15 protein-coding genes and 1 tRNA gene are annotated in these 21,808 nt (G+C 61.5%); 7 read left to right on the forward strand and 9 right to left on the reverse strand.

Features of this window, described 5'->3' with window-relative positions; all coding sequences use genetic code 11:
* Nucleotides 1-413: 413 nt before the first annotated feature.
* The 4 genes from FFA61_RS02590 to FFA61_RS02605 all read left to right on the forward strand — a co-directional run bounded on the left by FFA61_RS02590 (nucleotide 414) and on the right by FFA61_RS02605 (nucleotide 4,746).
* Nucleotides 414-1,727 (forward strand): hemolysin family protein, encoded by a 1,314-nt coding sequence (locus tag FFA61_RS02590; RefSeq protein ID WP_040313686.1) that lies wholly within the window; start codon nucleotides 414-416, stop codon nucleotides 1,725-1,727.
* Complete coding sequence (locus FFA61_RS02595) at nucleotides 1,724-2,791, forward strand: CNNM domain-containing protein (RefSeq protein ID WP_005961917.1); 1,068 nt, start codon at nucleotides 1,724-1,726, stop codon at nucleotides 2,789-2,791. Before FFA61_RS02590 ends, FFA61_RS02595 begins: the two co-directional genes overlap by 4 nt.
* A 246-nt stretch (nucleotides 2,792-3,037) precedes the next feature.
* Nucleotides 3,038-3,931, forward strand: coding sequence for a M23 family metallopeptidase (locus FFA61_RS02600; protein ID WP_242600860.1), 894 nt, complete (start codon nucleotides 3,038-3,040; stop codon nucleotides 3,929-3,931).
* Nucleotides 3,931-4,746: a glycerophosphodiester phosphodiesterase family protein gene (locus FFA61_RS02605; protein WP_005961911.1), complete on the forward strand. Its 816-nt coding sequence runs from the start codon at nucleotides 3,931-3,933 to the stop codon at nucleotides 4,744-4,746. Before FFA61_RS02600 ends, FFA61_RS02605 begins: the two co-directional genes overlap by 1 nt.
* A 1,118-nt stretch (nucleotides 4,747-5,864) precedes the next feature.
* Here FFA61_RS02605 and FFA61_RS02610 read toward each other — a convergent pair.
* Together FFA61_RS02610 and FFA61_RS02615 are read right to left on the reverse strand one after the other, a co-directional pair.
* Entirely contained in the window at nucleotides 5,865-7,277 is a 1,413-nt protein-coding gene (locus FFA61_RS02610) for a sodium:proton antiporter (protein WP_040313501.1), read from the reverse strand.
* A gap of 385 nt (nucleotides 7,278-7,662) precedes the next feature.
* Nucleotides 7,663-7,738, reverse strand: a tRNA-Arg gene (locus FFA61_RS02615).
* A 442-nt stretch (nucleotides 7,739-8,180) separates the two neighbouring features.
* Between FFA61_RS02615 and FFA61_RS02620 the strand changes: the two genes are divergently transcribed.
* Nucleotides 8,181-8,636: a ribose-5-phosphate isomerase gene (locus FFA61_RS02620; protein WP_005961905.1), complete on the forward strand. Its 456-nt coding sequence runs from the start codon at nucleotides 8,181-8,183 to the stop codon at nucleotides 8,634-8,636.
* Between the two features lie 73 nt (nucleotides 8,637-8,709).
* On the opposite strand, the gene FFA61_RS02625 is transcribed toward FFA61_RS02620, so the two are convergent.
* From FFA61_RS02625 to FFA61_RS02645, 5 genes are all read right to left on the reverse strand, one after another.
* Nucleotides 8,710-9,372 (reverse strand): YesL family protein, encoded by a 663-nt coding sequence (locus FFA61_RS02625; protein WP_005961902.1) that lies wholly within the window; start codon nucleotides 9,370-9,372, stop codon nucleotides 8,710-8,712.
* Nucleotides 9,373-9,382: 10 nt separating this feature from the next.
* On the reverse strand, nucleotides 9,383-10,441 hold the full coding sequence (locus FFA61_RS02630; protein WP_040313500.1) for a LacI family DNA-binding transcriptional regulator: 1,059 nt from the start codon (nucleotides 10,439-10,441) through the stop codon (nucleotides 9,383-9,385).
* Between the two features lie 105 nt (nucleotides 10,442-10,546).
* On the reverse strand, nucleotides 10,547-11,425 hold the full coding sequence (locus FFA61_RS02635; protein WP_005961898.1) for a carbohydrate ABC transporter permease: 879 nt from the start codon (nucleotides 11,423-11,425) through the stop codon (nucleotides 10,547-10,549).
* The gene (locus tag FFA61_RS02640) at nucleotides 11,422-12,267 is read right to left on the reverse strand and encodes a carbohydrate ABC transporter permease (protein ID WP_005961896.1); all 846 of its coding nucleotides are present in this window, start codon (nucleotides 12,265-12,267) and stop codon (nucleotides 11,422-11,424) included. The genes FFA61_RS02635 and FFA61_RS02640 overlap by 4 nt, the downstream gene beginning before the upstream one ends.
* Nucleotides 12,268-12,362: 95 nt before the next feature.
* The gene (locus FFA61_RS02645) at nucleotides 12,363-13,694 is read right to left on the reverse strand and encodes an ABC transporter substrate-binding protein (RefSeq protein WP_005961894.1); all 1,332 of its coding nucleotides are present in this window, start codon (nucleotides 13,692-13,694) and stop codon (nucleotides 12,363-12,365) included.
* Between the two features lie 362 nt (nucleotides 13,695-14,056).
* Here FFA61_RS02645 and argS point away from each other — a divergent pair, with 362 nt between their 5' ends.
* Both argS and lysA read left to right on the forward strand, forming a co-directional pair.
* Complete coding sequence (gene argS, locus FFA61_RS02650) at nucleotides 14,057-15,736, forward strand: arginine--tRNA ligase (RefSeq protein ID WP_005961890.1); 1,680 nt, start codon at nucleotides 14,057-14,059, stop codon at nucleotides 15,734-15,736.
* A 2-nt stretch (nucleotides 15,737-15,738) separates the two neighbouring features.
* The gene (gene lysA, locus FFA61_RS02655) at nucleotides 15,739-17,166 is read left to right on the forward strand and encodes a diaminopimelate decarboxylase (protein ID WP_005961888.1); all 1,428 of its coding nucleotides are present in this window, start codon (nucleotides 15,739-15,741) and stop codon (nucleotides 17,164-17,166) included.
* A 368-nt stretch (nucleotides 17,167-17,534) separates the two neighbouring features.
* Here the strand turns inward: lysA and FFA61_RS02660 are convergent, their stop codons facing one another.
* On the reverse strand, nucleotides 17,535-18,347 hold the full coding sequence (locus tag FFA61_RS02660; RefSeq protein ID WP_005961884.1) for a DUF6630 family protein: 813 nt from the start codon (nucleotides 18,345-18,347) through the stop codon (nucleotides 17,535-17,537).
* Nucleotides 18,348-18,870: 523 nt separating this feature from the next.
* Entirely contained in the window at nucleotides 18,871-21,594 is a 2,724-nt protein-coding gene (hrpB, locus tag FFA61_RS02665) for an ATP-dependent helicase HrpB (RefSeq protein WP_242600859.1), read from the reverse strand.
* Nucleotides 21,595-21,808 lie beyond the last annotated feature (214 nt).

The raw sequence follows: 21,808 nt of genomic DNA on the forward strand, positions 1-21,808 counted from the left end.
GCGGATCTCCTTTTGCTCGTCATCGAAGCCTTGACGCCAGCATAGGTGCGATCTAGGCCTAAAGGCCCGGATTTGCTGAGATTTGACGAGGCTTCGGCGTTGCTTTAAAAGAAGAACGAGATGAATTTGCAATTGCGTGGGGAGGAATTGAGAAGCATTTGAAGGAAGTTCTTAGTGCTGCACTCGATCCAGAAAGGAAGAACAGGCTCTCGAATAGACGGGGCGCACCCCGCGCCCTTCGACGAGCGGCGGGTGAGATGCGCACGCTCCCGGACAGGCGGAGCTGTTCTCCTCCCCGGTAGACTGACGAGCGATGGACGTAGACAGTACGGGTGATACATCGCATCACCCAACCCGGATTCTCCCCTCCCGTTCTCTGCCTTCAAGGAGCCCCAGTGCTCTTTGACCTCCTCATGCTCCTACTCGGCGTCGTCCTCACAGCGGGGACTTTCATCTTCGTGTCTGCCGAGTTCTCCCTCGTCGCCCTCGACCAGGCAATCGTTGAGAAGCGCGCCGCACAAGGAGACCCGCGGGCGAAAGCCGTCCTCACGGCGACGCGCACCTTATCGACTCAACTGTCCGGAGCCCAGATCGGCATCACCTTGACGACGATCCTCCTGGGCTACACGACACAATCCACTCTCGCGGATCTCCTCTCGAAGGGGCTTGTGAGCACGGGCCTCGCCTACGCCCTCGCGAGCGGCGCGGCCGCAATCATCGCGGCTATTGTCATCAACGCTTTTTCGATGCTTTTCGGCGAGCTCGTCCCGAAAAACCTTGCGCTCGCCCATCCGCTCAAAACCGCCAGGCTCGTCGTCGCCTTCCAGACACTGTTCACCAGCGCAGTCAAACCCCTGATCCTCGTCCTCAACGGGACGGCGAACGGGGTCTTGCGCCTCATGGGTATCGAGCCCCAAGAGGAGATCTCCTCTGCCCGCTCAGCCTCCGAACTCGAAGCGATGCTGCGCTACAGCGCGCAGGAAGGAACGATCGACACCTCCACGGCCTCGCTCCTCATGAATGCGATCCGCATTTCGGATCTGACCGCGGTCGACGTCATGACGGACCGGGGGCGCATGCGCATCCTCGAATCCACCGCCACCGCAGCCGATGTCGTGGCCCTCTCCCACGAAAGCGGCCACTCCCGTTTCCCCGTGATCGGCGATGACCTGGACGACATCATCGGCCTCGTCTCCCTCAGACGCGCGATCGCGGTGCCTTTCGAGCGCCGCGCGGAAGTTCCCGTCGTGTCCTCATCGCTTTTGGCGGAAGCCCCCTCTGTACCTGAGACCGTGCCGATCGGGCCGCTCATGGTTCAGTTGCGCGACGAAGGCCTCCAGATGGCGGTCGTCGTCGACGAATATGGAGGGGTCTCTGGAGTGGTCACCCTCGAGGACGTTATCGAGGAAATCGTCGGTGAGGTGTCCGACGAGCACGATGGGCGCCGAAGGGGGATCCGCACCCGCTCCGACGGGCAAATTCTCGTTCCCGGCCTCCTGCGTCCTGATGAGCTCGCCGAACGCACCAGGATCACTCTTCCCGAGGACGGGGCCTACGACACTCTCGCAGGTCTTGTCATGGCTGAACTTGGACGCGTCGCCCAAGTCGGTGATGTCGTGGTCGTTGAGGGATACACCTTGGAAGTCGTGCAGATGCAAGGACGGCGTATCACTCAGATCGCGATCGCCCCGCCCGAAGCCGCAGAAGAGGAGGAGGTGGAGCTATGAATATCGCCTGGGGACTGATCGTCACCTTTACCCTCCTCTTGCTCAATGCCTTCTTTGTCGCGGGGGAGTTCGCGACGACTTCGACTCGACGTTCCCAGATCGAGGCCCTGAAAGCCGAGGGGGCGCGCGGTTCCGCTCATGCGATGTACGCCCTTGAGCATGTTTCCCTCATGCTCGCGATTTGTCAGCTCGGAGTGACAATCGCGTCAACGACTCTTGGCCTCGTGGCAGAACCTGCGATCGTCAAGCTCGTGGAAGAGCCTTTGGCAGCTTTAGGTGCCTCTGCCTCTTCGGCCCACCTCGTCGCTTTTCTTCTCGCCCTCGCCCTCGTCTTGTTCCTGCACGTCGTTTTCGCTGAGATGGTCCCGAAGAATGTGTCGATTGCGAATCCTGCGCGGATGCTCCTGCTGCTTGCGCCGGTGCTTGTCGCCATCGGCCACCTTCTTCGGCCGATCATCCGCGCCATGGACGAGTTCGCGAACCGTTTCGTGCAGCTGTTCGGCGTGGAACCTAAATCTGAGATCACGGCGACTTTTACGACGGAGGAGGTCGCCTCCATCGTTGAAGTGTCTGCCGCCCAGGGAGCTCTCTCGGATGATTTGGGGTTGTTGAGCGGCGCTCTTGAGTTCTCAGAGGAGTCCGCACAAAGCGCAATGGTTCCCCTCGATGAGCTCATCACTTTGGAGAGCACGACGACGCCCGCACAGGTGGAACGCGAAGTCGCGGTCACGGGATTTTCGCGCTTCCCCATCACCAATGAGGAGGGCGCGATCACAGGCTACCTGCATCTCAAGGACGTGCTCTATGCGAAGGCCGAGGAGCGCGATGTGCCGGTCACCCCGTGGAGGATCCGCAAGATGGGGTCCGTCAATGCCGAGGACGAGGTCGAGGACGCTTTGCGTTATATGCAAAAAACGGGGACTCACTGCGCCCTCGTCGTCGATGATGCCCGGCGGGTGTTGGGAGTGCTCTTCCTTGAAGATGTTCTCGAAGAACTCGTCGGCGAAGTGAGGGACGGGCTCCAGCGCGATGATCTTGCCTGGGAGCGGAGTGAGGAGCGCTAGGCACTCGGAGGGGACGTGGATCGGCATTCAGCCTCGTCTTTTCGTGTGGAACCCGGATCTTCGTGTGGAACCCGGGGTTCTGTGCGGGAAGGGGGAGGATTCGCAGTGAGAGCCCGCTTTTCGCGGGGGTGAAGGTGAGTCTGAGAGATCCGTTTTCGCGGGGGTGAAGGTGAGTCTGTGAGATCCGTCCCCCGAAGCACTTGAAGCTCTGGCTAAGAAGGGCGCAGAAGCGGTAGTTTTGAGGAGTTGTCAACCGCTTTTGGCCGATACGTCGATGTGGAGGAAACCGGCTTGTCAGATCTGCCTTCTGAATGCCCGTACCCGTCTCGTCGCCAGATTCATGCGAGGACCGCTCAAGACGCCCCCATTCCTTCCTCGCATACGCCAAGATCCCTCAGGCGCGGTGCTGTGAGAATCAGTGTTCTCGCGGCTTTGAGTGCGATGACAGTCGCACTTCCCCTGTCGGGAACTCTCGGTGCTGAATGCTCTGTCGAGTTTCCTACCAGAAGCCTCGGCTATCACGCTCAGGCCACATCATGGGCCACACAGATCTCACCTCAGACCGCGACTCCTCTTTCTGGATCTCAGACCGCGGCCTCGCGTACCCGTGTCCGCACGCCTCTCACTCTTACGACCTGCCTGCCTTCGGATGTCTCCGGCAGCGGTGAGCGCAGCCTCGACGTGAATCCGATGACGATCTACTGGCCCCTCATGGAGGGAACCTACGAGGTCACTTCTCCCTTCGGGACGCGCGTGAACCCCGTGTCCGGTCAGGTCCTCGTTCACGAGGGGGTTGATATGGCCGCTCCAATGGACACTCCGCTCTACTCCATCTATGCCGGTGAGGTCGTTGAAGTCGCAGAGAACTCCCATTCGGGGGCGTATGTGAAGATCAAGCACACCGGAGTTGATGGCACGGTCTTCTACTCCGCATACCTTCACCAGTACATGAACAAGATTCGCGTCACGACCGGGGAAAAGGTTGAAGCCGGTCAGGAGATCGGAGCGGTCGGCTCGAATGGCTGGTCGACAGGACCACATCTGCATTTCGAGATTCGCGATTCCACTGACAAGCCGGTGGATCCACAAGAATGGATGGCGAACGCCGGAGCGCTTTACATTGGACAGAGGAACTGCTGATGATTCCCATGTCGTCTCGTCTCGGACCGATCATCCTTGCCCATCGGGGTGGGGACGAGGTCGCGTCGGAGAACTCCTATGAGGCTTTCGACAATGCCAGGACACTGGGGGTGCGTCATATTGAAACGGATGTGCACCTGAGCGCCGATGGGCGTGTCGTCATCAGCCATGACCCGACGGTGGATCGGTGCTTTAACGGGGTCGGCCGGATCGCAGACTTGACGTGGCGCGAGCTGTCGAAGCTCGAGGACTCTCATGGCGCGCACATGATCCTCCTAGAAGAGGCTCTTGACGCCTTCCCGGACATGTATTTCAACATTGATGCGAAAGTCGATGGCGTTGAAGGTCCCCTTGTGGAGATCATTGCCGATGCGAACGCTTTCGATCGTGTTGTCTTGGCGTCTTTCTCCGAGTCTCGACTCCGCTGGATCCGGGCCCGGGCGGCGGGACGGGTCTCAACTTCGATCGGCATGAGTGCGGTGACGCGCCTCGTAGCCGCAGCGAAGACCGCGAGCAAGCCGCGCCTGTGGCGGATCCCGGGCCCGCATCAAGGTGTTTTTGCTGCTCAAGTCCCGATTTCTTACGGGCCTCTGAGGGTCGTGGATCGTCGTTTCGTTGCTGCCGCGCATACTGCCGGTCTCGCGGTGCACGTGTGGACCGTTGACGAACCTGAGGAGATTCTGTCCCTCATTGAGCTCGGTGTTGACGGGATCGTGACGAACCGTCCGCGCTTCGTCAGGGATTTCCTGGCTGAGCGCGGAATGTGGGAGGCGCCACCGGCTCCGGGTGCGCGCGGCCAACTCGCGAGAGACTGAAGGCGAACACGGGGGAGCGCACCCGAGAAAGAGAATTGCTCCCGCGAGGGTGGTGTCGGCGAGGGCGGCAGCAGCACACTCGAGCGCACAAAAACGCTCCTCTCCGATCGGGAAGTATCCTGAGTGAAGGTTGATCCTCGGCTGCGGGGGCGGGGCTGATCCCTGGCGGATAGTTGTTTGCGTTTCGCAGGGGAGGTCCTTGGCTGCGGGGAGGGCCTCCGGCGTCGTCATCGAGCACACGATCCAGGGGGGGAACGTCCTCGGCTCTGGGGATGGCATGGTCTCTTTCTTGGTCAGCTCGTCCAGGCGGTCGGAACGTCCTCGACTGTGGGGATGGCATGGCTATTCACAGATTCGTGGTCGTATTCTTCCGCCCTGCTCCTTGCCACGGGCTACCGGGCAGACTGTCTGGCCTTGTGGGTGAGCGGTACGGGATGTGTGTTTTATTTGGCGTGTCGCTGGGGTTTGGGGGAGGGAGTATCCTGCTCATCCTGCCTGGGCGCGGGAGCATCCTGCCTGGTGGGGTGGGGCGTCCTGTCTGGTGGGGGTGCGCAGGTTTTGCGAACAATCTCGCAGACCCCCTCAACACGATCTCGACCCCTTCAATCTCCGCGCGACCCCGTCGAGATCATGATGGGGGTGGTTGAGTGGGTCTTGGTGTTGGTGTGGTGGCCCCTGAAGGTGGTTTTGGTGTTGTCTCTCGCCTGGTGCTTGCGTCGAGATCATGATGGGGGTGGTTGAGTGGGTCTTGGTGTTGGTGTGGTGGCCCCCCGAACGTAATTTTGGCGTTGTTTCCCGCCTGGTGGATGCATTGAGATCGTCGTTGGGGTGGTTGAGCATCCTCCAGGAGTCGGAGATGCCGATCATTTTCAGTGAGGATCTGGTCGTAACACCATCAAAGACAGGAGCGGAAGGAATGTGGGTATGGAGGAAAGGGACGAGGCATGGGGGTGGGGATGCGCGAACAAGAGGAAGAGTGCTGAGGTGTACTTCTGCCCTGTTTGTGTGTGAGTGAGCTGGGCCTGTTTGTGTGTGAGTGAGCTGGGATTGAGCCCGCTCCTGGCGGAAGGAGCTACGTTTTCTCATTGTGTCCCGCATCCTCCTGAGGACACCTGCCTTCAGGATGTGGAGGTCTCGCCCTCGGCAAGGATCTTCCTGGCGCGAAGGATACGAAGCACGGCGAAGATGATGAGGAGAGCGACGATCACGAAACCGAGCAGATGGGCGAGCAATGACTCAGCGAGGAAAAGGAGAACCATTGCCGTCAGCGTCGGCACAAGGTACTCGAAGGCTTTGACGACGTAGGCGCCAAAACTCGGCATCGCCACACCATCGGCGTCCGCCACGGACTTCACCATGAAGTTCGGGCCGTTGCCGATGTAGGTGATCGCCCCGCACAAGACCGCGCCGAGTGAAATGGGCACGAGGTAGTACTCGGGCACTCCTGCGATGAGGACTCCATCTCCGCCCAGTGCCTTCGCCATTTCGAAGAAGGTCATGTAGGTCGGTGCGTTGTCCAGGACTGAGGAGAGTGAGCCAGAGAAGAGGAAGAAGGTCATCCGGTTGAGCGGAAGGGAAGGAGCGACCTGTTCGAGGTAGCGCAATGCAGGCGCCATCGTTGAGAAGATCCCGATGAAGAGAGTTGCGACCTCAGCTATCGGTGCCCAGGTGAAGGCGTTCTCCTCGAAACGGACAGTTTTGTCGCCGAAGAAGTAGGAAGCGGCTGCTGCCGTGAGCATGACGAGCTCTCGCCAGGGGACAAGCTGTGCGCCGTGAGCTTCGCCGGTTGCGAGGAGTTCACCATCCCACGAGGGGATGAAGGCGACGGAGACGATGACGATTGCGAAGAAGAGAAGATTGAAGGTTCCACGCAGCTTCAGAGGCGTCACCTCAGTGGTGTCGCGCTCAATCGCGGCTTTCGACTCGGTCGCGTAGCGGATCGAATCGATGGAGTAGTAGATGCCGAGGAGCAGTACGAGGACGAAGAGCCATTCTTTCCACAGGCCGAGGGTCCAGGTGAAGGGGACTCCGTGCAAGAAACCGAGGAAGAGTGGCGGATCGCCCAGGGGGGTGAGTAGTCCTCCGCAGTTCGCGACGATGAAGATCGTGAAGAGGACGGTGTGAACGCGGTGCTCGCGCTCTTTGTTCGTCGCGAGGAGCGGGCGGATGAGGAGCATTGCCGCTCCTGTTGTTCCGATGAAGGAGGCGAGTAGACCACCGATGGCTAGAAAGATCGTGTTGTTCCTCGGGGTTGCTTGGATATCACCTTCGAGGTGGATGCCACCTGAGATGACGAAGAGTGAGAGGAGGAGGGCAATGAATTGAACATACTCGACACCGGTTGCGACGAGCGCTCCGTTGCCAGCTTTCATCCACATGTAGACGGAGGTCGGGATTCCCAGTACGAGGGCGACGAGGAGCTGACTGGAGCGTTTCTCCCACCAGTGAGCGGTCGCGGGAAGGATCGGCAGTACGGCAATGCTTGCGAGCATCGCGACGAAGGGGAGGAGCGACCACCACGGGAAAGTCATTGCTGTCCTGTTCTTTCGGGGGAATGCTTCGTGACGCAATCTTAGGAGAATAGCCTGTGAACTTTCAGTGGAAAGTTGCTTCCACCCCTCGAATCCTCCATCTCGAAGAACACATTCACGACTGAAAGAGTATTTCGAGTTCAAACCTTGGAGAGACTTGGGTTCGAGCGGGGGAACGACTTGGGTTCGCGGTTGAAAGAGTATCCGAGTCGCCGCGTTGAAGTGTGAAGCATAGAAGCCGACGGTGTCGAATCCGGGATCTGTTGCGCTCAGCCACATTGAGCGGTGGTAAGTAGCGAGGGGCAATGGTGAGCTGAGGATTCACAATGACCAGCCACGTTGAGCGGTGGTGAGTAGCGAGGGGCAATGGTGAGCTGGGGATTTGTGGTGCCCCGAACAGGATTCGAACCTGCGACCTTTCGCTCCGGAGGCGAACGCTCTATCCACTGAGCTATCGGGGCTAACGAGTCGATAGTCTATCAGCCACTCGCACCACTGCTTGACCACGTCCTCTAAGCTGTTGCGCTTCTGTCCGTGAGCAAGCGCAGGCTGCCCTTCTGCGCTCCACTTTCACTGTGAGCCCCCGCCCCTCGTGTCTGCCTTCAGGGTTTTCTTCTCGCGTGCGCATGCTCGCTTCGGGAGGCGCCTCGCTCCCCCTTATATTCGGCGAAGAGATTCCTACGGGAATGACAAGAGAATGCGCGGCCGGGTGCATACGATCCCCTGCGCAAGAGCTGCACCGGGCCGTTTTTCTACGTGCGCGTGGCCGCAAGTCGATTCAATACGGAGCCGGAGAATTCAAGGTGCGTGTTTCTTCGTGTGCACGGCCGTGAATCCAATTTCGTTCGCATGTGGTGACATACTTGTGACGTTGATCGTCATTCATACCCGAGGAAGGGCCCCATGCGAGTTCATATTGGAACCGATCACGCCGGCTTCGAGCTGAAAGAACAGCTCGTCAAACATCTTGAAGAGAAGGGATACGAGGTCGAAGACCACGGCGCTCACGAATACGACACTCTTGACGACTATCCTCCCTTCTGCCTGGAGGCCGCTGAGGCCGTCGTCGCCGAGCCGGGGTCGCTCGGTGTTGTCATCGGCGGTTCAGGCAATGGCGAACAGATGGCAGCAAACCGCGTGAAGGGGGTTCGCGCCGCCCTCGTGTGGAACGACTCGACCGCTCGCCTGGCACGCGAGCACAACAATGCGAACGTCGTTTCAATTGGCGCACGCCAGCACAGCGTCGAAGAGTGCTTCGCCCTGGTGGACGCCTTCTTGGAGACGCCTTTCTCTCAGGATGAGCGTCACCAGCGTCGCATCAGCCTCATGGACGAGTACGAAGAGACTCACCGCAAGTGAGTTTTCGCCGCATGTGAGTGCATGTGAGTGCTCGCCGCGTTCGGCCCCGGCGAGGTCCTCGACACTGAACCCCTCAATCCTGAGTGCGAGAATCGGAGGAAAAGAGGACGGGGTGCGTGGCGAGCACGCACACGTACATTGAGAAGGCAACCCCGAAGAGCAAGAACCAAAAGCCCACGCGGATCAACCACGGCAGGGATACAGCGGCGAGGGCAAGGGGGCCGATCGCCACGGCAATGGCAAGAATGGAGCGCGGCAGCTTCCCGATTGACACGAGGAGAGCTGCGCGTAGGAGCATCGGGAGCTCTATGACGCTGATCCTTCCCTTTTCACGCAGGCGCTGCGCCATCATCGGCCACACCCACACGTGCAAGAGAAGAAGAAGGACCGCAACGAAGACGAGAACCGCTTGAGCGACGAAGCGTAGAATCGGATCAGCGAGAGAAGAAAAGACCATCCACTCCCATCCCAAGAGCAGGGCAAAAGCGATTTCCCCGAGGAAGAGCAGTGATGCGGCGACTCCTGCGCCACCCAGGGCGGACCTGAGCGCAGGCAGAATCGCGGTTGATTCAGAGTCGATGAGACGCGCGCAGACGAGCGCCATCACGAGCAGGCCCGGACCCGCAGTGAATACGGGGACCGCCAATCCGACGAAAATAAGGTTCGCAAGAATCAGGGTGGCGATCCACGACAAGGTCTGATGGATCGAGGAATCAGGGCCGAGACGGGAACTCACAAGGGCTCCTTCAGCGAATGGTACGGACGGGGCCGGTTGAGCCGCCCCGGTGGAGTGTACCTGGGACGAAAACATGACGGCTCGGGCCGGAGGCGATCTGGTCGAAAAGAAGATCGCAGGTGAGGCGGGCGATCTGCTGAGCAGGCTGGGCGAGGGTCGTGAGCTGCGGGTCCATGAAATCACCGAGGGGCAGACCATCGAATCCGACGAGTGAGATGTTCTCGGGGACCTTCAGCCCCGCTTCGCGGATCGCTCGCATCGCACCGATCGCGAGAACATCCGCGATAGCGAAGATCGCGGTGACCTCGGGTCGTTCAGCGAGGAGTTTTTTCGCGAGCTCATAGCCGTATTGGAGGGTATAGGGGTTGCCTTGATCGAGAACCTCGAATCGGATGAGGTCTTCGTCAACGGGGATTCCCGCGTGCGCGAGGGCATGACGGTATCCGGTGACGCGCTGAGCACCTACGGACACATCAGTGCTGGGGACGCCCAGAACTGCGATTCTGGTGTGGCCGAGTTCAATGAGATGACGGACAGCTTTTTCCGCTTCGAAGGCGTCATCGACTGAGACCGAAGAGTAGAGGGCATCGGGAACCTTGTTGAGGCGCGAAACCGTCGACATGACGAAGGGCGCGTGAAGACGTTCGAATGCGTAGGCTTCATGGGAGAAGGAACCGCCGAGGAAGATCACCCCTGCGATGAGTTCTTCGTCAACGAACTTGATGGCCTCTTCGACCTCATCGGCCCAGTGGGGCACTTTCACGAGGGTGAGGAGATAGTTGCGCTCGCGGACCCGGGTCTCCATCGTGTCGAGCATTTGCTGGAAGAAGAGGTTGTCAATGCCCTTCACGACGAGGGCGACAGCGGGGTTGTGGGAGAGCTTGAGAAGTCTGGCGTGGCGGTTGGGTCGATAGCCCATCTTTTCGGCAACGGCGAGGACTTTTGCGCGCGTCGTTTCGGAGACTTCAGGCTTGTCGTTCAGTGCTCTGGAAACGGTGACGACACCGACCCCTGCGGCCTTGGCGATGTCTTTGATGGTGGGGCGAGCATGACCTTCGCGAGTTCCCATGGCGAAACCTCTTTCAATTCCGATCATGCGGCGGCAGAAAGCATGCGGTGACTGAAAAGCGGTGCGCAGGAGCCCCTTTTGGGGCCCCTGCGCACCGCTGGAGGATCAGCCCTTGACGGCGCCGGCGACGACGCCCTCAATGATGTACTTCTGGCTGAAGAGATAGAAGATCACGATCGGGATGATTGCGAGGACGAGCATGGCCATGAGCGCGCCCATGTCGTTGGAACCGTGAGAACCAACGAGCTGCTGGACGACGACCGGGATCGTCTTGTATGGCGTTGACAGGCCGATCACGAGGTAGGGCAGGAGGTAGTCGTTCCACACCCACATCGTGTTGAGGATCGCGACGGTGATCATGACGGGTTTGAGCATTGGCATGACGATGCGGAAGTAGTTCTGCAGCGGGCCGCAGCCGTCAATCATGGAGGCCTCTTCGATCTCAATGGGGATCGACTTGACGAAGCCGGAGAAAATAAAGACCGACAGGCCCGAACCGAAGCCGAGGTAGAGCAGGATCATGCCGAGCGGGTTGTCGAGGTTGAGGATGTCGGCGAGCTTCACGGTCGGGAACATGACCATCTGGAAGGGCACGACCATTGAGAAGACGAAGAGCAGGTAGAGGGCGTTCGTCCACTTGGTCTTGACGCGGGTGATGTAGTAGGCCGTCATCGCGCAGAAGAAGACGATGACGATGACCGAACCGACCGTGATGAAGAAAGACCAGCCCGCCGCGACGAAGAAGTTCGTCGTCTTCAGACCACTGAAGTAGTTGTCAAGGCCGGACCAGTATTCGCCCAGGGGAAGGGCGAAAGGAGCATCGGAGATGAAGAAACGGCCCTTGAAGGAGTTGTTGAGGATGAAGAGGAGCGGGCCGATGAACACTAGGGTGAGGGCGAACAGGATGATGTAGAGAATGGCTTTGCCAAGCGGATTGTGCTTCGGCTGGTTGTACTGCTGGGGAATGCGGGCATCGGTGCTCATGCCTCGACCTCCTTGCCTCGGGTCGCGCGAAGCTGGATGAATGCGATGAGGGAGACGAGCAGGAAGAAGATCACTGCCTTGGCCTGACCGACGCCCTCAAAGCCAGTGCGCGCGAAGAAGGTGTTCACGATGTTGAGTGCGGCCATCTCGGTCATATTGAGAGGTTGGCCGTTGGTGAGCGCGAGGTTCTGGTCGAAGAGCTTGAAGGAATTCGACAGGGTGAGGAACAAGCAGATCGTAATCGAAGGCATCACCATCGGGATGGTGACGTTCCTCAGGATCAGCCACTTGCCCGCGCCATCGATTTCTGCGGCCTCGATGAGATCCTTCGGAACGGCCTGCAGGCCCGCGATGTAGATGATCATCATGTAGCCGACCATCTGCCAATTCAGCAGGACGATGATGCCGATGAAACCGTATTTTGCGTCTGTGACGAGGGTGGTCTGCCAGTGGAGGAGGACCGCGTTGATGATCGTCTGCCAGGTGTAGCCCAAGACGATGCCGCCGATGAGGTTCGGCATGAAGAACACGGTGCGGAAGAAGTTCGTGCCCTTGAGTTTGCGGGTCAGGACGTAGGCGATCGCGAAAGCGAAGATGTTGACGGTGATCACCGAAACGATCGTGATCGCTGCGGTGAAGAGGAGTGCGTGGACGAAGCCCTGTCTTTCACTGAACGCGTCGATGTAGTTCTGAATACCGATGAAAGAGGCGTTCGTGACGGTCGTGAACTTGCACAAGGAGAGGTACAGGCCGATCGCGAAGGGGGCGAGGAAAGCGAGGGTGAAGGAGATGAGGGTGGGGCCGAGGAAGATCGGCCCGAATCGTTTGAGGCTCTTCAACATGCTGGAGGCTCCTGTAGGCGAGTGGATGGGCGAAGCGGGGTGCACGGGTGGGCGTCACGTGCACCCCGCTGTGAGGATGGAAGGGGGGGTACCGATCAGGCGCCCTTCTCGGCCTTCCACTCGGTGGTGAAGATCTCGACGACCTTATTCCATTCCATCTGGCCAGCGGCGTACTGGGAGAGGGCGGCGCCGAAGTCTTCCTTGAAGGTCTGGCTCGGGAAGGTGGTGAAGACCCACGGAATCGACTTCTTCTCCGAGTCGGACATGTAGCGGACGATCTCCTGGGCGAGCGGGTCGCTCGGCTGCTCGGCATCCGTGAAGGTGTTGAACGGCGGGATGAAGCCGAGGTCCTCGACCATCAACTTCTTGCCCTTCTCGGAAGAGACCAGCCAGTTCACGAAGTCGATGGAAGCCTTCTGATCGGCCTCGGAGGCCTGGGAGTTGATGGAGAAGTAGTTTTCAGTGCCGATGTTGAGGCCCTGCTTCTCCTCGCCCTTGTGGCCGGTGTAGATCGGGAGCATCTTGACGTCTTCGGCGGCGACGGTGTTGCCGGCGACCTCGGAGATCTGACCGAAAGCCCAGTTGCCGTTCTGGACCATCGCGGCCTTGCCGAGGGCGAACTCGGCCATGGAGTCTGTGACGGCCTTGGAGGAGGCGAGCTTCGGGTCGATCGTCGAATCGGTGAGGTACAGATCGAAGATGTTCTTGAACTGCTCGTTGTAGGTGAACTTCAGTTCATCGGAATCCTCGACCTTTGCATCCTGGTACTCGAAGTAGACCGGGAGGTCGGCGAGGTGGGTCTGCCAACGCCAGTCCTCGCCCGGCTTGAGAGAAGTGGAGGCGAAAACGCCTTCGATGCCGAGTTCGCCCTTCTTCGCCTGCATATCATCGGCGACGGCCTTGAGGGTGTCGAAGTTGGTGATTTCGTCCATGGACTTCACCTTCGCGCCGCCGAGGGCGAAGTACTTGTCCATGATCTTCTGGTTGTAGATGATGCCGTAGCCTTCGACGACGTAGGGGACGCCGTAGACCTTCCCGTCCTTGGTGACGGCGAGGGAGGGATCGAGAAGATTCTTGTAGAAGTCGGTCTCTGAAAGGTCTGCCGTGTAGTCGATCCAGTTCTTCAGGCCGACCGGGCCGTTGATCTGGAAGAGGGTCGGGGCATCCGACTTAGCGACCTCGGACTTGAGGGTCTGCTCGTAGGTGCCGGAGGCTGCGGTGACGACCTTGACCTCGACACCGGTCTCTTCGGTGTAGGCCTTTGCGACGTCCTGCCAGATCTGGTCCTGCTCGGGCTTGAAGGAGAGGTAGTAGACGGAGCCCTTGTCATCGGCTGCCTTGTCGGCGCCGGACGAGCAGGCGGTCAGCGAGGTCAGCGCCGCAGCTGCTGCTACGGTTGTCGCTGCGATCTTGATGAACTTCGACATCGCGGGATGTCCTCCTTTGGACAGTTGCGTGCTCTCGCACCAGTGCTTGAGCGGTGATGAGAATTTTTGCGGAATTCGGTCAACGGCTCAGAAGTGTCGGTAACGTTTCCGGTACTGAGGACTATAAGAGTTTGATCGGGGTTTGAGCAAGGCCACAGAGGCTGTGAAGATTACGATTTGGTGACGAAGAAAATGGTGCGATTTCGCGCTGAGTTGAGTGGGTGGGAGAGTTTTTTTCTCACACTCGATCCCCTCGCCGGTAACGTTTCCATCGTGACCTGTGAGAAGAGTCCGCGTAAGCTCGAACTTCCTCGAAAGAGCCAGGTGGCCCGATAGCCGGGCAACGCCATAGGCTTAGGGGCGTGACTCCTGAAGAACTTGCCCTCGCGATCCGCGGCGCACTCCTCGACAGTATCGGCTCCGGCGTCCTCGCCCTCGACCCTGAAGCGGTTCCTGAAACCGTCAAAGTTGAGCGCCCCCGCAACCGCGACCACGGCGACTGGGCGACCAATGTCGCAATGCAGCTCGCCAAGCGCGCAGGCCTCGCCCCCCGTGCCTTCGCTGAAATCCTCGCCGAAGCTCTGCGCCTGGTCGAGGGCATCGACTCCATTGAGATCGCCGGCCCCGGTTTCATTAACATTCGTCTGGGTGCAGCCTCCGCGGGCGAACTCGCCCGAACGATCGTGCAAGCGGCAGACTCGTACGGATCGAACTCTTCCCTGGCCGGAACCTCTATCAACCTCGAGTACGTTTCAGCCAACCCGACCGGCCCCGTGCATCTGGGCGGTGCCCGCTGGGCCGCAGTCGGTGATTCCCTCGCCCGCCTCATGACGGCCTCGGGTGCGAAGGTCACGCGCGAGTACTACTTTAACGATCACGGCTCTCAGATTGACCGTTTCGCCAAGTCGCTGTATGCGCGCGCCATGGGACGCGAAGCCCCCGAGGATGGATACGGCGGCCAATACATCGCCGACATCGCTGAAAAGGTCCGCCACGATGCGCTCCAAGCGGGAGAGGCTGACCCCATCACCCTGCCCGAGGACGAGGCCGTCGAAGCCTTCAGAGCCCGAGGCGTTGAACTCATGTTCGGCGAGATCAAAGAGCGCTTGCGCGATTTCCGCTCCGAGTTCGACGTGTTCTTCCACGAGGACTCCCTGCACGAGTCCGGTGCGGTCGCCCGCGCGATCGATACCCTGCGCGAGCGCGGCGAAGTCTTCGACGAGGACGGCGCCGTGTGGTTGCGCACCACTTCCTACGGGGACGATAAGGACCGCGTCCTCATTAAATCGGACGGGCAGGCCGCCTACTTCGCTGGGGACGTCGCCTACTACCTCGATAAGAGGAACCGCGGGGCTGATTCAGCGATCTACCTGCTCGGCGCGGACCATCACGGATACATCGGCCGCATGATGGCGATGTGCCAGGCATTCGGTGATACGCCGGGTGTGAACATGCAGATCCTCATCGGCCAGATGGTCAATCTCCTCAAGAACGGTGCACCTGTGCGCATGTCCAAGAGGGCTGGCACGATCGTCACCCTCGACGACCTCGTTGACGTGGTCGGTGTTGACGCCGCGAGATACGCCCTCGTCCGCGTGTCGATGGACTCGAATCTTGACATTGACCTGGACCTTCTCGCGTCGCATACGAACGAGAACCCCGTCTACTACGTCCAATACGCGCACGCCAGGACCCGAAACGTCGCCCGCAACGCCGCCGAGCACGGCGTGAACCGCGACGCCGGATTCGATCCCGCAGCCCTCGACACCCCGGCCGATGCTGAACTCCTCGGAGTTCTTGCGGGCTTCCCGGCCCAAGTCGCCCAGGCCGCCGAACTCAGAGAACCACATCGCCTCGCCCGCTACCTCGAGCAGCTCGCCTCCGCCTACCACGCCTGGTACGGCCAGTGCCGTGTGACCCCCCGAGGAGACGACCCCGTCGAGCCCGGACACGTGGCTCGCCTGTGGCTCAACGACGCCGTGACTCAGGTTCTTCATACGGGCCTTGGGCTTCTTGGGGTCAGCGCCCCTGAGAGGATGTGACGATGAGCGAGGCCCTTGATTCCATGGACTTTCGCCCGCTCGGAGAACTCCTGTGCCCAGAACCTGAAGAACGCCCGGACCTGTGGCCCTGGAGTGCACGCAGACGAGAGGATGGAGTCCTCGAAATCGGGGGCGTCGCGCTGAGCGAAGTCGCACAAGAATTCGCCACCCCCCTCTTCGTCCTCGACCGGGCAGACCTTCGCGGACGCGCGAACATTTGGGCGACCGCGATGGCCGAAGAGTTCTGGGACGGCTACGGAATGAACGGCGGCGATGCTTTCTACGCGGGCAAGGCATTCCTGTGCTCGGATGTCGTGCGTACCGTGAGCGAGGTCGGAATGGGGATCGACACGGCCTCACTGGGTGAACTCACCATGGCTGTGCGTTCGGGAGTGGAGCCTTCAAGGATTGGCCTGCACGGGAACAATAAGCTCGACTCCGAGATTGAGCTCGCCCTTCGCGCCGGAGGCGGCAAGGGGATCGAGAGAATTTTCGTCGACTCCCTGCCCGAGGTCGCCCAAATCGAAGCAATCGCCGCGCGCCTCAACACGAGCGCCCGCGTGATGATTCGCGTGAAAACGGGAGTTCACGCAGGAGGAAACGAGTACATTTCGACCGGGCACGAGGATCAAAAGTTCGGTGTTGGTGCCTTCGATGGTCAACTCGAGGAGGTCGTCGCCGCGATCGAGGCTGCGCCCCACCTCGAATTCCGTGGACTTCACAGCCATATCGGCTCACAGATTCAGGGGACCGCCGCATTCGAAGAGGCCGCTTCAATCATCTGCTCTCTTGGGAAGAAGATTTCCGAGATGATCGGACGCCCTGTTGAGGAGATCGACCTGGGTGGAGGTGTTGGTGTGGCTTATACGGGCGATGATGAGCCTCCAACTCCTCCCGTGGAGGTCGTCCGTCAGATCGCGCGAAGCGTTCGAGAGGCGTGCACCAGGCTCGACATGAAGATTCCTCGGGTATCGGTCGAACCGGGGCGGTCAATCGCAGGCCCTTCCACGGTGACGCTCTACAGGGTGGGCGCCGTCAAGGACGCGAATCTCGCCGAGGGATTTACGCGCCGCTATGTTGCGGTCGATGGGGGAATGGCGGATAACATTCGCCCGGCCCTGTATGGGGCCCGCTATACGGCGACCCTCGCGAACCGGGTCTCCGATGCTGAGCTGGTGCGGTCACGGGTCGTCGGTAAGCACTGCGAGAGCGGGGACATCGTCGTATGGGATGTCGATCTGCCCTCGGATGTTCGCGCGGGTGACCTGCTTGCGGTGCCCGTGACGGGCGCCTACGGGTATTCGATGGCTTCGAACTACAACATGCTGACGAAGCCCGGCGTGATCGCCGTTGAAGACGGGGCCGCCGAATGGATCATGCGACCCCAGACGGTCGAGGACCTTCTCGCCCTCGACCCCGGGCTCGACTGAACGCGGTGGAGGTGGGGCGTGCTCGCCGCTTCACCCGCGCTTCATCACCGCGAGCCCAGTGCTCGGTACCCAAGAACCCCCGGAAATTGGGGAACTTGGCTTCATCCCCGCGAGCTTCGACGCGCGGGGATTCATTGGGCGAGCCCGGCGTCTCCGCGTTACAGGATTGCCGTGAGCTCAGCGCTTGGGGATTCATTCCACACCTTCGCCGAGGGAGCGCATGCACAAGGTCGGGCGCGAGCACCACGCGGAGCATTCCCACGAGAGAGGGCGTTGACGACTCGTGGCGCGAATACGATGTCGAGGCCCTGAGAGACCACTTCCTCTCCGACGAACAGCAGCGGGACGAAACCCGGGAACGAGGAGCCTCACATTTGCTCAGCGGGCGCAATCCTGAGAAGAACACTCCTCGCGAGTCTGCGCGCCCTGGCGAATTCTTCTGCGTCGAGCACGAGCATGACGTAGGTGTCGCTCCCGATGTCCATCGCCGCAAGGACATGCTCCGACCAGGAGGAGTTGATCGCAGCACACCACTGCATGATGCAAGCGTCCTCGGACAAAGCGCTCTCGTCGATCCTCGGTAAGGAGTCCGGGAGCAGACCCTTGACAGAGACGAGGAAGTCATCGCGTTCGGTCCTGAGACCGAGTTCCACGGCCTTTCCGCATCCGATCAGCTCCTCGCTGAGCTCCAGCCATGCCTCCTCGAAGTCCCCGCTGTTCTTCGGCAGTGCTGTGGAGAGGAATCGCTGTCCAGATTGAGGATCCCCCAAGAGGAGGTCCACCAATTCGGCGAACCTCTGCGCAGTCCTCTCCTCCTCACCACTTGGGACCTCGACCCATCGCGAGCGGTCGGGGAGAACAGACTTCGTCACAAAAGCCCTCAAGAGCCGGGTTGTTTCCTCGTAGCTCACGTTCGCGATGCGATACGTCGTATCGGCAATCCTCAGGTGGAGATTCGTCACCCCCTCAGCGTCCGCAACTCGTGCCGTTATCGAGGTGCAGCCGTGAATCGGTCGGGGTGGGCGGATCTGCGTGTAGGTGAAATAGCCGTCGCGCATGGCTTTCACAGAGTTATCGATTCCCACGATGTGAAAACCGTCCCGGTCGAAGCTCGGGTTCTTCATGTGCCAGTCGACATAGGTGTTGAAGAAGACCCTCTGAATGAAGGCGTGGAAACTCATGAGTAGTGATCCTTGATATCCCGGTTTCGAAAATTCTCAACAAGTGGCACCCGTCCAGGTCGGGACCGATGAAGAGCTTACGCGGTGGCATTCCTACCCCCGCCTATTCCCTCCTTCAGTTTCCCAAGCGCGAAGACCCCGCGGCATCGAGCGCGGCATATACCTCTCTCGGTGCTTTCAGGAGATGCGTCCCACCGTCGTCGAGAGCGTCTGGAGACAACATGCCCTCAGAAGAAGGCCGCCGGGGCTGATCCCTTCAGGCTGGGCTGATGCCTCCAATTGAACGAAGCATCCCCGCCACGCATTCCCGGAAAGACCGACAGATGAGACGCGTCACCCGTTCCCTTCGACGAGCTCCACGCCGAAGAGGGGGCGCCTCGGAGGGACCCCGCGAGCTTCGCCTTCCCCCAGACCCTGGGGGACAGGAAGGCCCGGGGAGAGTCCCTGGGGAACAGGAAGGCCTGAGAAGAGTACCTGGAGGACATGAGGCCCGCGGAAAGTCCTTGGAGGACTGAAGCTCCGTTCAGCGCCGCGGCTTCGCCCTCGAGGTTGGCTTCTCACTGAAGGGGTTCTCCGGCCAGGGGTGCTTCGGATAACGCCCCCGCAACTGGGCGCGCACATCCCGGTAGGGCCCGGCCCAAAAGCTCTTCAAATCCGAGGTGACGGCCGCGGGCCTTCCCGCCGGATCCGTCAGATGGAGGACGAGGGGGAGCCGCCCACCAGCGAAGACGGGAGAGTCGACCCAGCCGAAAGCCTCCTGGACGCGCAATGACAGGACAGGCCGTGCGCTCGACCAGTCGATGCGGCGCCTCGCGCCCGTCGGGATCTCGATGGACCTCGGAGCCCATTCGTCGATCATTCCGGCCTGGGGCCAGGGAACGAGGGCGCGCAGGGCTTCCTCCAAGCGCATCGAGGACAGAGGTGCACCTCCCGCCAGGCGGGGGAGTTCCAGGGCGAGCCACTCGCGCGCATCGGAGATGAGACGGGCGTCGGAGACATCCGGCCAGGGCTCTGAGCAAGCCTCATGGAGGGCTAAGAGGCGCTCTCGCAGTGAGGAGGCTCCCTCAGACCAATCCAGCGCGGCGAGTCCGCGTGAGGTGAGGAGCTCATCGAGGGCGCGGGCCGCGTCCTCGACACTCGGCTGCGTCCCCACCCCCTCGTTCAAGAGGATCGCCCCCAAGCGTGTAAAGCGCACCGCCCGTAGACGCCCTCCCTCGAAGGAACAGCGGGACTCCTCAGCAAGGAAACCGCCGCCAGCTGTGCGGGCGACCTCCTCCCGGATGGGGACTGCGAGGCGGATGAGCCCGTCTGCGCGCCCCGCCTCGCGCGAGATCTCTGCGATGGCGAGCCAGGGGGATCCTTCCAACGGGGAGTGGGAGGGCAAGGAGGTTCCCTGCCCGTCGATCGTCTGATACGAGGTTCCGCCGGGCCTCTTACGGGCGATCCACCAAGGGCGGGCGCTCGCGATGACGAGGCCGAGAGCCTCCTCCTCCGAGGGAGCGCCGAGCGTATCATCGCTTCCTTCGCGCCCGGATGCCGCGCCCGTAGACGGGGGTGGACACAACCCTTCGAGCCTGCGGGCCTGAGTCTTCACCCGCTCAACGAATGCCCGATCACCCGTCCCCGGCAGGCTCTGGACGAAGGCAGCGGCGTCCGCGTCCCGGACCCGCGGATTCTCGCCGAGAAAGGCGATGAGCCGCGCGCAGCGAGCCTTCCCGATCCTCGGAGCGAGGGAGAGTAGGGCCGCACCGAGCGCAGGATCGAGGGGGAGAGCGGCGGTGGAGCGCCCCAGGGGAGTCACCACCCCCGCGGAGTCGACGAGTCCGAGGATCCTCAGGGTTGTCACAGCCGAGTCCAGGGCGGCGCGGGGCGCGGCGTCGAGGAGTCGCAGTCCGTCGAGGCCACGGGAGTCCCACACGAGCGCTTGCAAGGCGGCGTCCGTGAGGTCCGCAGTCGCGATCTCGGGGAGCGGCTGGGCGGTGCGCCTGGCGAAATCGACCTCGCTCATGCATCGGATGGCGAGGCCGGGCCCGAGGCGGGCCGCGCGTCCCGAGCGCTGCTCCAACTGGGCCTTCGAAGCGGAAACGGTGACGAGGCCGCTCGCGCGCCTGGCGGCATCCAGCCTCGCCTCCCGGGACAGTCCCGCGTCGACAACGATTCTCACACCCGGGACGGTGAGGGAAGATTCGGCGACTGCGGTCGACACGATGATGCGGCGGGGCCGGTCTTGTTCGGCTCCGCTCATGACCCGGTCCTGGGCCGTGGAGGGCAAGGAGGCGTGGAGGGGGAGGACCTCCACCTGTTCGCCGCCGATGAGGTGAAGGCCGAATCCGCCGAGGAATGAGGCGAGCTCGTCGATCTGCCGGGCCCCGGGGACGAAGACGAGGACATCGTCCGCCGCACTGTGAAGCGCCTCTTCGACGGTGCGGGCAACGTGGGCGAGGAAGTCTCGGTTGACGCTGATGCGCCCGTTCCCGTTCGCGTTCAGCGCGCCGCTGCGCGCTGGCGCGTAGTGCAACTCAAGGGGGTGGAGAGCGCCGGGAACGGAGAGGGTCTCGACCTCGTCAATGGCGGTGGACAGGAGGCGCGCCGTGCGTTCGGCCTCCAGGGTCGCCGAGGTGAGGCTGAGGTGGAGGTCCTCACGCATGACAGCGCGCACGTCGAGCAGGAAGGCGAGCGCGAGGTCGGTGTCGATGGCGCGCTCGTGGAACTCGTCGAGCATGACCGCTGATACGCCCTCGAGTGAGGGATCGGCTTGGAGCCGACGAAGGAGGACCCCGGGCGTCATCACCTCGATGCGGGTCTCGGGCCCGACTATTCGCTCGCCACGCACCGTGTAACCGATCTCTTCTCCGAGGCGTGTGCCCAGGAGGGAGGCAAGCCTGCGGGCGGCGGCGCGCACCGCGATGCGGCGCGGCTGGGTGACGAGCACCCGAGCGGGAGTCGCCGAGGCGAGCAGGAGGGGCAAGAGGGTGGTCTTGCCGGAGCCCGGGGGAGCGCTGAGGACGAGGGCCTGGCCCGGGCGGACGGCGTCGCTAAGGCGGGGGAGTGCGTCGACGACCGGGAGCGGGGGAGGGGTGGCGAGGACGTCGTCGAAGCGGTTCACCTCTTCAGTATGACCGGTGCCGAGGGCGGGGGCGTAACCCGGAGCGGGCAGTACCCCGGGGCGAGGAGTACCCCGGAGCGGGTACTCACCCGGGGTGGACAGTACCCCGGGGCGGGGGCGTAACCCGAGGCGGGCAGTCACCCGGAGCGGGGCGGGGCGCTTTTCGTGGCACAAGTCGGACGGTGCATGCGGGTACCGGTGAGTCGTGAATTGGTTTCCGCTGGTCAGCGAGCTTCACGCGAGGGGCGCATCAATCCTGGGGCTGCAAGCGATGGGGGTGATCGTCCGACTTGTGCCGGAGGGGGCTGAAGAAACAAGGATGTGCGGGCGTTGACCGGTGCATCGAGCCTCACTA

This window comes from Schaalia cardiffensis F0333, from assembly GCF_005886435.1.
Classification (GTDB): domain Bacteria; phylum Actinomycetota; class Actinomycetes; order Actinomycetales; family Actinomycetaceae; genus Pauljensenia; species Pauljensenia cardiffensis.

Coding starts and splice junctions, on each gene's coding strand:
- FFA61_RS02590 (WP_040313686.1), top strand. CDS start 414: ATGCTCCTACTCGGCGTCGTCCTCACAGCGGGGACTTTCATCTTCGTG.
- FFA61_RS02595 (WP_005961917.1), top strand. CDS start 1,724: ATGAATATCGCCTGGGGACTGATCGTCACCTTTACCCTCCTCTTGCTC.
- FFA61_RS02605 (WP_005961911.1), top strand. CDS start 3,931: ATGATTCCCATGTCGTCTCGTCTCGGACCGATCATCCTTGCCCATCGG.
- FFA61_RS02610 (WP_040313501.1), bottom strand. CDS start 7,277: ATGACTTTCCCGTGGTGGTCGCTCCTCCCCTTCGTCGCGATGCTCGCA.
- FFA61_RS02620 (WP_005961905.1), top strand. CDS start 8,181: ATGCGAGTTCATATTGGAACCGATCACGCCGGCTTCGAGCTGAAAGAA.
- FFA61_RS02630 (WP_040313500.1), bottom strand. CDS start 10,441: ATGGGAACTCGCGAAGGTCATGCTCGCCCCACCATCAAAGACATCGCC.
- FFA61_RS02635 (WP_005961898.1), bottom strand. CDS start 11,425: ATGAGCACCGATGCCCGCATTCCCCAGCAGTACAACCAGCCGAAGCAC.
- FFA61_RS02640 (WP_005961896.1), bottom strand. CDS start 12,267: ATGTTGAAGAGCCTCAAACGATTCGGGCCGATCTTCCTCGGCCCCACC.
- FFA61_RS02645 (WP_005961894.1), bottom strand. CDS start 13,694: ATGTCGAAGTTCATCAAGATCGCAGCGACAACCGTAGCAGCAGCTGCG.
- lysA (WP_005961888.1), top strand. CDS start 15,739: ATGAGCGAGGCCCTTGATTCCATGGACTTTCGCCCGCTCGGAGAACTC.
- FFA61_RS02660 (WP_005961884.1), bottom strand. CDS start 18,347: ATGAGTTTCCACGCCTTCATTCAGAGGGTCTTCTTCAACACCTATGTC.